The sequence below is a fragment of the Spiroplasma cantharicola genome, from assembly GCF_001281045.1.
Classification (GTDB): domain Bacteria; phylum Bacillota_I; class Bacilli_A; order Mycoplasmatales; family Mycoplasmataceae; genus Spiroplasma_A; species Spiroplasma_A cantharicola.
This window is the reverse complement of sequence record NZ_CP012622.1, coordinates 657,269-674,115: the sequence shown is the minus strand read 5'-3', so window position 1 is coordinate 674,115 and position 16,847 is coordinate 657,269. Positions and strand designations below refer to the sequence as shown.

General features: G+C 25.1%; 12 protein-coding genes. All 12 read left to right on the top strand.

Annotation, left to right across the window (positions count from 1 at the left end; all coding sequences use genetic code 4):
- Positions 1–53: 53 nt before the first annotated feature.
- The 12 genes from SCANT_RS02970 (at position 54) to SCANT_RS02920 (ending at position 16,799) form a co-directional block, all read left to right on the top strand.
- Positions 54–884, top strand: coding sequence for a sulfite exporter TauE/SafE family protein (locus SCANT_RS02970; protein WP_053946242.1), 831 nt, complete (start codon positions 54–56; stop codon positions 882–884).
- Between the two features lie 124 nt (positions 885–1,008).
- Positions 1,009–2,547: a sulfatase gene (locus SCANT_RS02965; protein ID WP_053946241.1), complete on the top strand. Its 1,539-nt coding sequence runs from the start codon at positions 1,009–1,011 to the stop codon at positions 2,545–2,547.
- Positions 2,548–2,585: 38 nt separating this feature from the next.
- Positions 2,586–5,243, top strand: coding sequence for a PTS transporter subunit EIIC (locus SCANT_RS02960; RefSeq protein WP_053946240.1), 2,658 nt, complete (start codon positions 2,586–2,588; stop codon positions 5,241–5,243).
- A 29-nt stretch (positions 5,244–5,272) separates the two neighbouring features.
- On the top strand, positions 5,273–6,244 hold the full coding sequence (locus SCANT_RS02955; protein ID WP_053946239.1) for an ROK family protein: 972 nt from the start codon (positions 5,273–5,275) through the stop codon (positions 6,242–6,244).
- Positions 6,245–6,633: 389 nt separating this feature from the next.
- A complete protein-coding gene (locus SCANT_RS05600) occupies positions 6,634–6,852 on the top strand; it encodes a 4Fe-4S cluster-binding domain-containing protein (RefSeq protein WP_200902955.1) in 219 nt (72 codons plus the stop codon).
- Between the two features lie 329 nt (positions 6,853–7,181).
- Entirely contained in the window at positions 7,182–7,907 is a 726-nt protein-coding gene (locus SCANT_RS02950) for a MurR/RpiR family transcriptional regulator (RefSeq protein WP_053946238.1), read from the top strand.
- Positions 7,908–8,003: 96 nt separating this feature from the next.
- Positions 8,004–9,455, top strand: a complete 1,452-nt coding sequence (locus SCANT_RS02945; protein WP_053946237.1) for a glycoside hydrolase family 1 protein — start codon at positions 8,004–8,006, stop codon at positions 9,453–9,455.
- Between the two features lie 91 nt (positions 9,456–9,546).
- The gene (locus SCANT_RS02940) at positions 9,547–10,284 is read left to right on the top strand and encodes a MurR/RpiR family transcriptional regulator (RefSeq protein ID WP_158500863.1); all 738 of its coding nucleotides are present in this window, start codon (positions 9,547–9,549) and stop codon (positions 10,282–10,284) included.
- Between the two features lie 82 nt (positions 10,285–10,366).
- Complete coding sequence (locus tag SCANT_RS02935; protein WP_053946235.1) at positions 10,367–13,021, top strand: PTS glucose transporter subunit IIABC; 2,655 nt, start codon at positions 10,367–10,369, stop codon at positions 13,019–13,021.
- Entirely contained in the window at positions 13,014–13,952 is a 939-nt protein-coding gene (locus SCANT_RS02930; protein WP_053946234.1) for an ROK family protein, read from the top strand. Before SCANT_RS02935 ends, SCANT_RS02930 begins: the two co-directional genes overlap by 8 nt.
- Positions 13,945–15,348 carry a glycoside hydrolase family 1 protein gene (locus SCANT_RS02925; RefSeq protein ID WP_053946233.1) on the top strand — a complete coding sequence of 468 codons (1,404 nt, stop codon included), beginning with the start codon at positions 13,945–13,947 and terminating at the stop codon, positions 15,346–15,348. Before SCANT_RS02930 ends, SCANT_RS02925 begins: the two co-directional genes overlap by 8 nt.
- Positions 15,348–16,799 carry a glycoside hydrolase family 1 protein gene (locus tag SCANT_RS02920; protein WP_053946232.1) on the top strand — a complete coding sequence of 484 codons (1,452 nt, stop codon included), beginning with the start codon at positions 15,348–15,350 and terminating at the stop codon, positions 16,797–16,799. The genes SCANT_RS02925 and SCANT_RS02920 overlap by 1 nt, the downstream gene beginning before the upstream one ends.
- The last annotated feature ends 48 nt before the right edge of the window (positions 16,800–16,847 follow it).

The following is a 16,847-nucleotide window of genomic DNA, read 5'->3' as shown; positions in this document are numbered from 1 at the left end:
TTTTTTCCAAAAAATGCAATTATTATTGTAAAATTTATTTGGAGATATAAAAAATGGGAATTACATTATTATGGCTATCAATTATTATTTTATTGATATCAATATTGGGATCTATTTCTGGAGTTGGTGGTGGGGTACTTTATGTGCCTTTATTTTTACTTTTTTTAAATGATGAATTAAATGAAATAAAGTACATATCGACTTTTTTAGTATTTTTAGGTTCTTCCATGAATGTGTTAATTGAAATTATTAAAAAGAGACTTAATTACAAAATTTTATTAGTTGGTATTGTCTTTTCGACAATATCAATTTTAATTGGAAATACAATATCAAAAAGTATTAATTCAGATAGTGTAATCAAAATTATAGTAGCAGTTACTTTAGTAATTGTGACCTTTATGCTAATTTACTCAGAGTATTTTTTAAAAATAAAAGATAATAGTCAAAAAGTATATAAGCTTAATAAAAATTTTTATATTACAAGTAATGAAGGGGAAAAAATTAATATTCTTCTTTTATCTCTAATTTCTTTTATTGGCGGTATTATAACATCTCTAACTGGAATGGGTGGAGGTCCAATCATAATGCCTTTACTTATAATAATTTTTTCCTTAAAAATAAGTACAGCTGCACCAATCTCTCATACTTTAATAATGATTTCTTCGTTTATTTCTTTGATTTTAAATCCTATTTCTATGGGCTATAATCCTTGAACTGTAAAAGAAGTTTGAATCAAAAATTTAGTTTTTGCTATTCCAGTAATACTAGGATTTATTGCAGCCATCTATTTAAAAAAAATTATTAAAAAAGAAATTTATATTAAGTGATTATTAATAATTGTAATCTGAATATCTATTATCAAAATAATATTAGATCTAATTTAATTAAATCTAATATTATTTTTAATTTCCTTTTTGGATAGTAAAATATTCCAAAATAAGTATTAATATTGGAATATTTACTATATTATATTTGTAGAATGTTTAACATTCTACAAAGGAGAAAAAAATGAGAGCAGTTATATTAATGTTTGATACATTAACAAGAAAGTACTTACCTAATTATGGCAATGATTGAGTTCATGCGCCAAACTTTAAAAGATTAGGAGAAAAGACAATTACATTTGATAATTTTTATGCAGGAAGTATGCCATGTATGCCTGCTAGAAGAGAAATTCATACTGGAAGATATAATTTTTTACATAGAAGTTGAGGACAATTAGAACCTTTTGATAATTCAATATTTGAGCATTTGAAAAATAATAATATTTATACTCATTTAACAACTGACCATTGACATTATTGAGAAGATGGTGGAGGGACTTATCATACAAGATATAACACTTGAGAAGGTTATAGGGGACAAGAATATGATCAATGAATACCGGCAGCTTATGGTAAAAATCACGATCAACCTCATGAAAATGGTTTAAATACTAGTTTTGACCCATCAACTACAGAAGAGAAATGAAATTTTTTGAAATATGGAAAATCAAATTTGGCTCATTTAACACAAGAAGATACAAGTTATTCTAGTGTCCAAACAATGTTATCAGGTATTGATTTTTTGAAAGGACATAAGGAATTAGATAATTGATTATTACAAATTGAATGTTTTGATCCTCATGAACCATTTGTAATGCCTCAAAAATATAGAGATATTTATGGAGCTACATATACAGACAATATTCCGAATTGACCAAAATATAGTCACTATGATGAAGAAAAGGAATCTGAAAATGTTAAAAAACTTCAAATTGAATATGCCGCACTAATTTCAATGATTGATGAATACTTGGGAAAAATTTTAGATTATTTTGACGAAAATGATTTGTGAAAAGACACAATGCTAATTGTAAATACAGATCATGGATTTTTAACTGGAGAACATAATTTTGTTGGTAAATCATCTTCACCTTGATATGATGAATTAATTCACACACCGTTCTTTTTACATATTCCTGAATTTGCAAATATGGATGGAAAAAGATTTGATAAATTATGTCAAACAATTGACATAGCTCCAACAATTTTGGAATACTTTAATATGAAAGACGATTTTGATCGAGATGGTAATTCAATTTATGAAGCACTAAGAAAAGATAAAAATAATCATAAAGAAATTTTATTTGGTATTAATGGAGGACATGTAAATATATATGATGGAAAATATGTTTATATGAAAGCTGCTAAAGATGAAAAAAACTCTCCAAATACACAATACACATTGAACTTTAATTTCATGAAAGGATTTTTACCTGATATCTTTTTAAATGATATGCAATATGTAAAAGGAACAAGATTTTCAAATTGAATGCCAATGATGAAATTTAATTTAGATATACCTTTACTTAGTGCAAACTCATTTAAATATGGAAATCTATTATTTGATTTAGAAAATGATCCAAATCAATTAAATCCATTAAAAGATAAAAAAATTGAACAAATGATGATTGAAAAAATGGTTAAAAAAATGAAAACAGTTGATGCTCCTCTAGAAACTTATCAAAGAATTGGTCTAGATAAAGAAGCTTCAAAAATTGCTTAGTAATCCTGTAATAATTAAACTTTTGAAAGGAATTACTTATGCAGAAAAAAATTTTAAATGTTTATGCTGTTTGTGATGGAGTAATTGATTTAATAGAAAATATTGATGATAAAGTTTTTAAAAATAACTCTCTAGGAATAGGTTATTTTATATCTGCAACATCAAATGAAATCTATAACCCAATTGAAAATGCAAATGTTGATTTAATTTTTGAAACAAATCATGGTTTATTTTTGAAGCAAAATAATTTGAACTCTTCAATCATGATTAATATGTGTCTTGACTTTGAATTAGAGGATAGTAAATATTTTAAAATTGTAAAAGAACAAGATGATAAATTAAAAAATTTTGAAAAAATTGCAAAAGTAAATTTGGAATATTTAAAAGTAGTCCACAAAAATACTAATATTGCTGTTGTAATTAATGATGAATCTAATAGGTTAAATTGAACTTTTAAACCCTATTTTACAGGACCTACAAAAGTTAAAAAAGGTCAATTAATAGGAACTTTTGAATCTATTTTGGAACCTGAAAGGGAAATTGAAGTTGATAAATATTTTAAAACTAGTTCAAATTGAGACTTACTTGCAAGAAGAGTAATTGAACTTGTTGGAAGAAAAGCAAATTATAGTAATTCTTACAATTGTTCAACTCGTCTTAGGTTTAAAATAAAAGATAAAAGTCTTGTAGACATTAATTCACTTCAAGAAATCTCCCAAATAAAGGCAGTTGTTTGAAAAAATAATGAATTACAATTAATTTTAGGAAAAAACGTTTACAAATTGTATAACGCTTTAAAAATAATTGAAAATTCAGGAGAATTTGATTTATTAGCAAATAGAAAAATGTCTTTTAAAAAAAGAATGTTAGTTGTAATTTCTTCAATATCGATGCCATTAATTCCAATTATGATAGGGTCAGGTATTATAATGGCATTTGTTGGAGTTTTACAGATTTCAAAAATAATGCCAGATATAGTTTTAAAAATGCCAGAGAGTGGCTTAAAACCAGGACAAGAATTTATTAAAGAAACAAATGTTTTATGAGCTATTTTATATGTAATATCCAATACTCCCTTAAGGTTTATGGGAGTATTGGCAGGACTAAGTGCTGCCAGGTATTTTAAATTAAATATGTATATTGCTATGAGTATTTCTATTATTTTAGGAAGCCCATTAATATTTGGTGATGGAGGACCAATCGGTTTTGGTTATACTTGAGACTTATTTAAAACAGGAATAAGTCCTAATGATCCTGTTTGATCTGGTCTTTCTTCAATAAAAATAATGCCTCAAGGAGCAAGAATAATTGTTGTAATATTGGCAATTATAATTACAAAAAAAGTTGATAACTGAATTGCAACTTGAGTTCCTAAATCTTTGGAATTAATTTTAAAATCAGCGTTAACATTATTAATTTCAGCTCTAATAACATTCTTTATCATTGGACCTATTTGATATATTTTTGAACAATTAATTGCAGTAGGTTTAAGATTTGTAACAGCAGCTCCATTAGGAATTGGAACTGGTATTTATGCTCTGATTTGACAGCCATTAGTTGTTATTGGAATGCATTCTGCTGTAGGACAAATTTCTCAAATGCAAGTATTAACTGATGGGGTTAGTTATTTAACTCCAGGAGGAGAGTTTTCTGTTTGAGGACAAGTTGGAGCTGTTGTTGCAGTTATAATAATATCTAAAAATGGTTCAACTAAAAGAGAAGCTCGTTCAACTGTAATTACAGGTTTCTTTGGAGTTCCAGCACCGATTGTTTATGGTATTAATCTACCAAAAGTAAGGCCTTTTATTGCAGGTACTCTTGGAGCATTCTTTGCAGGTTGCTTAAGCAATATGCTTAGTGTTTCACAAAGAGTAGGTACTGGATTAGGAGTATTTTCGTTCTTTGGATTTTTCTCAAATCCAATTAACCCAGAAATAGTTACTGTTGAATTACTGCCAAATGCTTTAAATGGTTTTTACAATATTTTATGTTGTATGTTATCGGTTGCATTAGCTTTAATGTTTACAATATTTATGTACAAAGAAAGATCATTGGAAAATAATATTATCAAAAAAAATAATATTAAATTAATTAAAATAATTAATTTATCCAATTCTAATTTATCAACTGAAGATAAACAAAAAATAGTAAATATTTTAAAAACAGAAGAAAATTTCTTTACCAAAGAAGAAGTTATTAAAATAAAAAAAATTGAGAGGTTATTAATTGAAAGTCTAAAATATAAAATTAATCGTGAAATACTTTTTGACAAAGAAAATAAAATCAAAGAGAAATTATTTGAACAAGGTTCTATTTTAATTAATAAAGGTAAGATAGTAAAAGCAAAAGCAATTATGGAAAAACATAAAAAAGTTTTTTTTGAAATTAAAAAAGAAGATTTGCAAATGAAAATTCAACAACTAGATAAAAAAATGGTTGATAAATTAGAGTGATTAAATCAGGCAATTAAAAAGAAAGAAGAAATTATTATAAATAACTTAAATGAATTAGAAAATTATTTTTCACTAGAAGATTTTAATTCAATAAAATTATTATATAAAAATTCTATAAATGATTTAAAAATAACTTACAAATTATCAAACCCAATTGATGTCAAAATCACTTTAAACAAAATAATCAAAAAAATTTCACAACAAAATAACGTAAATAAAAAAGCTAACAAAATAATTGGCTAGCTTTAAAAAAGAAATGGGAATATTAATTTATGAAAAACACTAACTACTTATATGACATTGGAGGATTAAGTATTAAAAAAATAATCATCGATGATAATCAAAAAATATTATCAGAAGGTGTTATAGAATATGATAATCAAAAAAGAGCAAATGCATGACAATTAGATGCAAATTATGTTTTTGAACTAATCAAAAGGGATTTGCCAAGAGATATTAAAATTAATTTAGGAATAAGTATTCCAGGAATTATTGATTCAAAAAAATACAAAATATTATCTGAATCATCTTTAACTAATATTAAAGAAATTAATTTAAAAGATTTTTTTGCTGAATTTAAAAATATTGAAACTTTTGAAATTGAAAATGATGCAAAATCTGCTGCTTATGGAGAATATTATTTTGGTCAGAATAAAAAATATAAAAATATGCTTCATGTCACTGTAGGAACAGGACTTGGTGGGGGAATTATTATTAATGGTAAAATTTATAAAGGTTTTAAAGGGGGAGCAGGAGAGCTATCTAAACTCTTTGCTAACTTTGATAGACCTGATATTAATTTAATTGTTCAAAGCACTTCTACGGGTGCAAATTTAAAGAGATATAATGATTCAATTGAACTAGGTAAAGTTGCCCCAATTGAAAATGTAATAACAGCTAAAGCAAAAGATAGTGCCAAAAAGAAAAATTTAATTGATGGTAAAAAATTCATGAGCTTAGTTGAAAAAAATGATCAAATGGCAGTTGATATTTTTGATATATGAACAACTAGTTTAACTAAATATTTAGTATCATTAAATTTTCTAATGGATTTTGATGCGATTACTATTGGTGGAGGAATAAGTTCGAATAGTAAATTTTTAGATACCATAATTCAAAAGGCGAAAAATTATATTTTATTATTTCAAAATTTTTCACCAATTGAAAATATAAATATAATAAAAAGTAATTTAGAAAATAAAGCTGGCTGTTTTGGAGTTCTAGCAAAGATTTTAAAAAGTTAAATTGATTTACATAAAATTATATATGAAAGTAAAAAACCTTATTATTAATAAGGTTTTTTACTTTCATATATAAATAATATAGGGGTGCTATATTTTAATTAAGATTTTTTATTATATTATTATAAGTCTTTATTGATTTTTTAATTTATTTTGAAAGTATTAATTCACAACTAAATATAAAAGTTTAGTTTTATATTTATAAAAAAATATTTTAAGGATATTGCTCTATGAAAAAAGAATTAGTTACTAATTACAGTAAAGGAAACTAAAAAAGTTTTTGGTGTAGTTGAAGGTGTTACTGATAGAGAATATTTTAGAAACTTAAATCATATACCAGTTTATTATAAAATTAATGAAAATATTTAAAATTTATAAAGAAACAATTAGTGATGGACCTGGTTATTTACATTGCAGGTTGCTTACATGTGTGTTGTGGTTGCCATAATATCTTGAGTTGAAATTTAAAAATAGGGCGAAATTTTGATAAAGAATATGAAACTGAAATTATTTCTGAAATAAAATCAAACTCATTGCTGAGGGGAGTTACTTTTAGCGGGGTGATCCAATGTTTAGCACAATTGAATTATTACCCTTTATTTAAAAAATAAAGCAAGAAACTGGACTAAGTATTTAATTATATACAAGCTTTACAATTAAAGAATTGATTTTAAAAAATAGTTGTAATGAAAAGGATATTACCATGTATCAAGACTGCTAGAAATTGATACTTTAATTCAGGGGAGATTTATTAAAGAGTTATATGACCCAAATATTTTATATAGAGGTAGTTTAAATCAAAGAATAATTGATGTAAAAAAAATATTTTGATTTAAATAAAAGTTAAAAAACTTTTTTTGTTTAAAATTAAATATTTTTTTTTTTTTTTTATATTTATTATTAGATATATAGAAAGAAAAAAATTTCATAGGTAAAACTAATGACATATGTGTTTGATAATTTAAAAATCATTAGCAAGGAATTTGAAGATACAACTTTTAAAATAATAGCAAAAAGAATATTAGAAAATGCTGACAGGGCAATATTTTGTGATCAAGAGGAATTAGCTGCACAAACTTTTGTATCAATTTCAACTATTACCAAGTTTGCCAAAAAAATGGGATTCTCTGGTTTTAGAGAATTAAATTTTAAAATGAAAAATGAATGAAGAAAACTTGATTATGAAAGAAAAGAGAAAATGGAAACTTTCGAAATTTTTCAATCAATTGAAAAATGAATTCATTTAAATGAGGATTTTATAAATACTGTGTGTGAAAAAATTAGGGAAAGCGATTTTATTAATATTTATACATCATATCAAGCAAATGAATCTTCAAGATATTTTGCAAATATGCTATATGAATATGAAAAAAATGTTACAGTTTTGAATAATGAATTTAGATTTAAAGCTAAAAAAAATAATGAAAAGGGGTTTAATTTATTAATATTGACTGGTAGAGATAACGATACTTTAATTGATAATTTTTCAAAAGCTTATGACGAAAATTATACTAATTTTTTAATTTCCTCAGATAAACAAATTGATAAATTAAATTTTAAATTTACAAAAAAAATGACAGTAGATTATTCATTGGATAATTCACAATTTTCATCAAGAGAAGTTGTACTTCATATGCTATTTTTTTATATTTTTAAAAAAATATAGTAAGTACTTTACAAATTGTAAAGTACTATATTTAAAATAAAAATAGATTTATTTTATTTTTATTAAGGCAAAATATTGATAAAGGAGAAAAGAAGTATGAAATTTGAAAGAAAAGATTTTTTATGAGGTGGAGCTACTGCTTCATCTCAAATAGAAGGAGCTTATGATGTTGATGGTAAATCTCTTACTTTAGCTGAAATGAGACCCTTTAATCCAAATTTGGATCGTAAGAATAATCAAGAAATGAATAACTATACTAAAGAAGATTATGAAAAATCAATTGAAAATATAGATAACTTACACTATCCTAAAAGATTTGGAATAGATTTTTATCACAGGTATAAAGAAGATATTGCATTATTTAAAGAAGCAGGGATGAATATCTTTAGAATGTCAATTGCTTGATCAAGAATATTTCCAAATGGAGATGAAAGTGAGCCTAATAAAGATGGTTTAGAATTTTATAGAAAAGTATTTCAAGAATGTAAAAATAATGGAATTGAAGTTATGTTAACAGTTCAACATTATGATGTTCCGTATCCAATTGCAAAAAAATATAAAGGTTGGTCTAATAAAAAAGTTATCGATTTATATATTAAATTTGTTAGTGTTATTATGAATGAATATAAGGATTTAGTAAAATATTGATTACCTTTTAATGAAATAAATGTAGCACCTTGGTCACCGATTACAGGGTTAGGAATTTTTAAAGAAGATTATAAAACAAGTTCAGAATATTTAAATGCAGCTTTTCAAGGATTGCACAATCAGTTTTATGCTCAGGCAAAAGTTATTCAAATAGCAAAAACTATTTCAAAAAATATAAAAATGGGGTGTATGATAGCAAATATGACAACATATTCAATTGATTGTAATCCAGTCAATGTTCTAGAAAATTTACTAACACAACAAATTAATAGATATTTCTTTTATGATGTTGTTGCAAAGGGAGAATATCCAACTTATTCAAAAAGATTTTTTAAAGAAAAAAATATAAAAATAGATATGACAGCAGAGGAATTAAAAGTAATTAAGGAAAATACAGTTGAGTATATAACATTTAGCTATTATATGACTTCAACAGTGTCAAAAGAACTAAACAATCAAAATGGTGGAAACTTAATAATGGGTGGCAAAAATCCATTTTTAAAAGCTACTGAGTGAGGGTGACAAATTGACCCAATTGGTTTAAGAATAACATTAAATGAATTATGAGATAGATATCAATTACCTTTATTTATTTCAGAAAACGGAATTGGTGTTGTTGAAAAATTAGATAAAAATAATACAGTAGATGATAGTTATCGAATTGAATATCTAAAAGAACATTTTATTCAAATTAATGAGGCAATAGGTGATGGCGTAGATGTATTTGGTTATACTATGTGAACTCCAATAGATGTTGTTAGTCTTTCTACAAATGAAATGTCTAAACGCTATGGTTTAATTTATGTAGATTACGATGATTATCATAAAGGAACTGGTAATAGATATAAGAAAAAATCTTTTGAATGATTTAAAGATTTCATCAAAACCAAAGAGTTATAAAAGTAAAATATTTTTCATAAGTAAATATATTATTTACTTTTTTTTATTCAAATATATAATTTTAATTAGTAGGAAAAAAAGGACAAAAAAAATGACAGTAATTAATAAATTGATAAAATTAAGTGATTCTGTTGAAGAGACAAACTTTAAAGCTATTGCTAAAAAAATTATAGATAACTTTGCAAAAGGAGAATTCAAAAATCAAGAAGATCTTGCAAAACAATGTTACGTTTCATTATCAACTATAACAAAATTTAGTCAAAAAATTGGTTGTGCAGGCTATAGAGAATTAATCTTTATTTTAAAAAATGAATATGACCACTATGGCTGAACTGAAAATGTAAATAAAGTTAGCTCTTTAGAAAGATTTGATTCTATTCAAAAATGAATTATAGAAAATAGTTTATTTATTGAAAAAATTACCCAAGCAATTAAGGAAGTGAAAATTATAAATTTATATCCTTCAAATCAAATCAGACATGCTAGTGCATACATCATAGAATTATTTGATAATTTAAATAAAATAGTTAGAGTTATTTCATCTGAGTATATAAAAAATACTGTTAAAAATGATGAAAATGAACTTGAAATTTTAATTATTTGCTCAAGTAACAATAATTCAATAATAAAAACATATGAAGATGAAACTAATGAAAAAAATAAAAAATTTTTAATTACAACTGCAAGTCAAGACATTCAATTAGATGTAGATTTTACTGACAAAATATTAATTAATTACCAATTTGATAAATCAAAGTCTATTTATAGAAATATAGCTTTGGAAATGTTGTTTTTACACATATTTGAACATATTAAAAATACTTTCTAATTTAGAAAGTATTTTCTTTATAGTGGAAAAATATTTATTTTTTCTTAATTTTATGGAAAATATTACTGTAAGGGGAAAATATATGAAAATAAGCTTGTATTCACCAGTTGATGGTGAAATAAAAAATATTCAAGATTGTAATGATTCAATGTTTGCAGATCGTATGCTAGGCGATGGATTAGTTATTATTCCAAATTCGAATAACTTTAAAGGTTTTTTTGATAATGCAACAGTAACTATGATATTTGATACTTATCATGCATATGGTTTTGATATTGAGGGATTGCAATTTTTAATTCATTGTGGAATGGATACAATAGCATTAAATGGAACGGGATTTACAACTACTTTAAAAGTAGGCGATAACGTGACCAAAGAAAATAATATTTTTAATGTAGATCTGGAATTATTAAAGCAAAAAAAATTGTCGATTGAAACTCCAATAGTTTTTGAAATTAATAGTTTAACTGACTATAAAATAAATGACTTGAAGTTAGGTAAAGTAAAACAAGGAGATTTAATTTGTACAATTGATTATGAATTTAAAGAAGAAAAAAAAGAACAGGATCTTAAAAGTATAACTGATCCTATTGAATTCTTCAATATGTCAAATAAGTATGAAAAATGTGCAGCTTCAATTAATAAATTTATAGGAAGCTCATCAAATTACAATGAAGTATATAATTGTATGACTAGACTTAGATTTAGTGTAAAAAATAAGGAACTTGTAAATGTTGATGAAATAAAAAGATTGTCACTTGTAAAAGGAACAGTTTGAAATGGAAATGAACTACAAGTTGTAATTGGTCAAGACGTTTATAAATTAAAAGAAGAAGTTATTAAATTGAATAATGAATCTTTGGCTATAAGAGCTTCTTTAGGAATTAATAATACAAAAATTCCATTAGCAAGAAGATTTTTAGCTATGTTTTCAGCAATTATGGTTAAAATAATTCCTATAATGGTTGGTGTTGGGTTAATTCAAGCAATTATAGCTATTTTAATGCAAACAGGAGTAATGCCAAATATTGTTTTTAAACTAAGTGAAAATCCAGGTGCTAATGATGTTTTATTTAAAGATGCTTCAATAGGGTGAATAATGTTATTTGCAATGGGAAAAACGACAACTTATTTTATGGGAATTATGATAGCTGTATCTGCTGCAAATTACTTTAAATTAGAGGGCATAATGGGAGTTGCACTTGGACTTATTCTCTGCTGTCCTTTAATGTTTGGTGATGGTGGAAGTATGGGACTTGGAAATGATTTTTTATTATTTGATTTGGGAACAATTGATACTGGTAATCCAATGTTAGATCAAATAACAAAAATTAAAGTAAATGCAATGAACACAAAGGTCTTTGTTATTGTTGCAGCTATATACACTGCAAAAATTTTAGACACTCATTTAAAAAAAGTAATTCCAATTGCTTTAGAATTAATGTTTAGACCATTTATTGTAATTATTATAGTAGCTCCATTATCATTCTTTGGTTATGGAATAATTTGAAACTTTGTTGAAACTTTATTTGGTTCATCAATGTTCTATATAGGAAAAATACCATTAGGTATTGGTGTTGGTATATTTGTTGCTATGTGACAAGTAGCAGTTATTTTCGGATTACATATGATGTTAGGTTTAATTTCATTTCTTGATTTATTATCACCAACAACTGGTGGTCAAACAGTTTATGGTATAGCTGGTTCAATTTCAGTTTGATCACAAGTTGGAGCTTTAGTTGGAGTTATCCTAATTACACAAAATGCAAAATTAAAAAAACAGGGAATAGGAATGCTTCCTGCAGGTTTACTTGGAATTACAGAGCCAATTCTTTATGGTATAAATTTACCTAAAAAAAGACCTTTAATTTCAGGGGTATGTGGTGCATTTATAGCTGGGGCTTTTGCAAATATTCTTGGTGTTACACAAAGAGCACAAAGTGGGATTGGAGTATTTGAAGCAATTGGTTTCTTCTCTGAACCAATATATGGAGGAGTAGGAAAACTAAATCCCACTCTTAATGGTTCATTTTATTTATTATCTTGTTCAGTGGCAATATCAACATCAATATTATTTAGTATGATGTCATATAAAGAAAGAGCAACTGAGAAGACTTTATTAAATAAGACAATTAATAAATTAAAATTATTAACAGTTTTAGAATTAAATTTAAGTAAACCTGATTCTTTAAAATTAAAAAAAGATTTAAATGAAATTACAAATATTTTAGACAAAGAAAATTTGCAATTTATAAAAATTATTGAAAAAAATATACAAGCATGATTAAAGTATAAAGTAAGATTAAGTACATTATTAGAAAATGAAGAGATTACAAAAGAAAAAATACTTATTAAAGGTAAAGCCTTAATAAGTAAGAAAAAATTTGATTTAGCAAATTTGTATATGCAAAAATATAATCAAATTGATAATTCTCAAGAAATTAATTTATTAAAATCAAAAATTGATCAACAATATAAATTAATTGATTTAGAAAAATTAAATAAAAATATTTCAAATATTGAGAAGCAAATTATGAGTAAATTAAATGAATTGAATTTTTTAAAAAAAGATGTTATTAAAGATTTAGAACCTATAATATTCAATAATTTAAACAGTGTTCAAATATATTATGGTTTACTTGAAAATAAAGTTCCTAAAATTAATTTAAATGAAAAGATTCATGAGTTAAAGAAAAATAAAGTAACACATAAAAGTCAGGTGAGTTTAAATGTATAATTATTGCTTTGACATTGGGGGAACATCTACAAAATGTATTATCTTTAAAAATAATAAAGTAACTAAAAGTTTTTGAATAAATTATACAATAGCAAGTTCAAAAAACTTAGAAGATCTTCGAACTTCATTTGTAGATGTATTATCTGAAATATCAAAAGTACTTGACCAGGAATCTGAAAAATTTAATTTAGCAATATGCTTACCTGGAATTATTGATACAAAAAATAAAAGAGTACTTAGTGAATCAGCAATCAAAGATGTTGATATTGATTTAATTAAATATTTTAGTAAGTATTCTAAATTAAATAAATTTGTTCTTTTAAATGATGCTAAAGCTGCAGTGTTAGGGGAGTATAATGAAAGAATTAAAAATAATTCTAAAATAATAAATATGATTCACTTAACAATTGGAACGGCAATTGGATGTGGAATTATAATTAATAGAGAGCTTTTTAATGGAAATACATTTCAAGCTGGTGAAATAGGTAAAATGTATAGTAGTTTAAATAAAACAGACCCAGCAACTATAACTTTTGATACAGGAATGGGGACTGCTTTAATTAAGTATTTAATGAGAACAGGAAAAAAAATAACAGGAGAAGAATTCTTTGAGTTATATAACTCAAATGATAAATTAGTTATTGAAATGATGGATGATTTTACTTCTCACTTAGCTAAGTTAATAATAAATTTAAATTATATTTTAGACTTTGACTTATTAACTATTGGTGGGGGAGTTAGTTCCAACGAACAATTTATTGAAATGATTAAGCAAAAATTAACAAAACACAAAAATTTTTACTGAGATAAGAAGCTTATGTACACATGTGAAAATATAGAGTCAAAATTTGATGTATCTATTTTAAAAAATCAAGCAGCTTGCTATGGCGGGTTATATTTCTTAACAAAGGAGGAAAAAAATAATGAATAAATTTCCAAAAAATTTCTTATGGGGTGCTTCAAGTAGTGCATACCAATTTGAAGGAGCAATAAATCAAGGAGGAAAAGTTCCATCGATAATGGATAAATTTGATGAAAGAAAAAATTATCCAAAAGGTATTACAGGGTTTAAAGTAGCAACAGATCACTATAACCACTGAAAAGAAGATGTTGCTTTAATGGCTGAGATGGGATTTAAATCTTATAGATTCTCAATCTCATGACCAAGAATTATTAAAAATATTAAAGGGGATGTAAATCCTGAAGGAATTAAATTTTATAATGATTTAATTGATGAACTTATAAAGTACAATATTGAACCAGTTGTTACAATATTTCATTTTGATACTCCAACATTCATCGAAGAAATTGGCGGGTTAGATAGCAATCAGTTTTCAAATATATTTGAATTGTATGCAAAAGTTTTATTTGAAAATTATGGCTCAAAAGTTAAATATTGATTAACTATAAATGAGTTAAATATGTTTGCTTTTGTGGGTCAAGTTATTGGAGTAATTTCAGAAAAATCAAAAGCAAGTAAATGACAAATTATGCATAATTTAAATGTAGCTCAGGCAAAAGTAATTAGGCTTTGTAAGAAAATGCTACCAAATGTAAAGATTGGTCCCGCACCAAATATTTCATCAGTTTATGCAAATTCAAATAAACCAGAAGATCATTTAGCAAAACTAAATTTTGATCAAATAAGAAATTGAATATTTTTAGATATTGTCTGTAGAGGCGAATATGGAACGTGATTTAAAAATTTCTTAAAAAAAATTAAAGAAGAGATAATTATTACAAAAGAGGAAGAAGAAATTTTAAAAGATTCCAAACCAGATTTTATTGCATTTAATTATTATTCGACAATGACTGTTGAATATGTAAGTGCTCAAGATATTAAAAAAACCTTAGATAATAAGATAGATCAACACTCAGGTCTTGTTATTCCAGGTGTAGGAAAAACTGTTAAAAATAAAAACTTACCAAAAACTGATTATGGTTGAGAAATTGATTATGTTGGATTTAGAAATACTTTAAGAGAAGTTTATGATAGATACCAATTACCAATTATGATAACAGAAAATGGAATTGGTGCAAAAGAAGTTTTAACAAAGGATGAAAAAATTCATGATAATTATAGAATTGAATATTATCAAAAACATATTAAAGCTATGAGTGAAGCTATTTCTGATGGAGTTGAAATGATTGGTTATATGCCTTGAAGCGCAATTGATTTAGTTTCAACTCACGAGGGAGTTTCAAAACGATATGGATTTGTTTATGTCAATCGTGATGAATTTGATGAAAAAGATATGAAAAGAATCAGAAAAGATAGTTTCTTTTGATACAAGGAACTAATAGAAAGAAATGGAGAAAATATTTAATGGCAAAAAAATTAAAATTTCCAAAAGATTTCCTTTGAGGGGGAGCTACAGCAGCTTCTCAAATAGAAGGAGCTTATGATGTTGATGGAAAATCGTTATCATTATTAGAAATGATTCCTTATATTGAATTAAAAGATAAGAAAGATTTAACTGCAACAAGAAAATTAACAAAACAGGATTTATTAGATTCAATTGAAAATAAAAAGGGTTTACATTATCCTAAAAGATTTGGAATAGATTTTTATAATAGATATAAAGAAGATATTGCTTTGTTTAAAGAAGCAGGATTAAAAATATTTAGAATGTCAGTGGCTTGAGGAAGAATATTTCCAAATGGTGACGAAAAAGAACCCAATCAAAAAGGATTAGAGTTTTATAGAAATGTATTTAAAGAATGTAAAAAACAGGGATTGGAAATAATGGTTACAATAAATCATTTTGATACACCATTTCCAATAGTTCAAAATCACGGTGGATGAAGAAATAGACAAGTAGTTGATATGTATTTTAAATACGCCAAAGTACTTATCGATGAATTTAATGAATATGTGAAATACTGATTACCAATTAATGAAATAAATTTATCAGTTTTAATGGGGGCTTTCTTTGTAGAAGATAATACTAAAAAAACTGTATTTGAAAAAATAAATTCTTCTTATCAAGACTTACATCATCAGTTTATTGCACAAGCAAAAGTTGTTGAGTATTCTAAAAAATTTAAAAATATTCAAGTTGGTTGTATGCTTGCTAATTCAACTACGTATGCTTTAGATTGTAATCCAATAAATGTTTTTGAAAATCAACAAAAGGAATTAATGAGAAAATTATTTTACTATGATGTAATGATTAAAGGTGAATACCCTTGATATTCTTTAAAATATTTTAAAGACAATAATATTGAAATTATAAAAGAAAAAGGTGATGATGAATTATTAAAAAATAATCCTGTTGACTTTATTTCATTTAGCTATTATATGTCAAGTACAATTGCAAAAGAAGAAGGTGAATTAACTGAAGGTAATTTAATGAAACTTGGTAAAAATCCTTTCTTAGAAGCATCAGAGTGAGGATGACAAATTGATCCCATTGGTTTAAGATATACTTTAAATCAATTGTGAGATCGATATCATGTCCCTTTATTTATTTCAGAAAATGGAATTGGTGTTTTAGAAAAATTAAATGAAAAAAACACTGTTGAAGATGATTATCGAATTGATTATCTATCAAGACACTTTGAGCAAATGAGTTTAGCAATTGAAGATGGAATAAATTTATTTGGTTATACTATGTGAACTCCAATTGACGTTGTTAGTGCAGGGTCAAATGAAATGTCAAAACGTTATGGTTTAATTTTTGTTGATTATGACGATTATCATAAAGGAACTGGGGATAGATTTAAGAAAAAATCATTTGATTGATTTAAAAAATTTGTTAAAACTATGGAGATATAAAAGTAAAATATTTTACATAAGTAAATATAATATTTTACTTTTTTATTT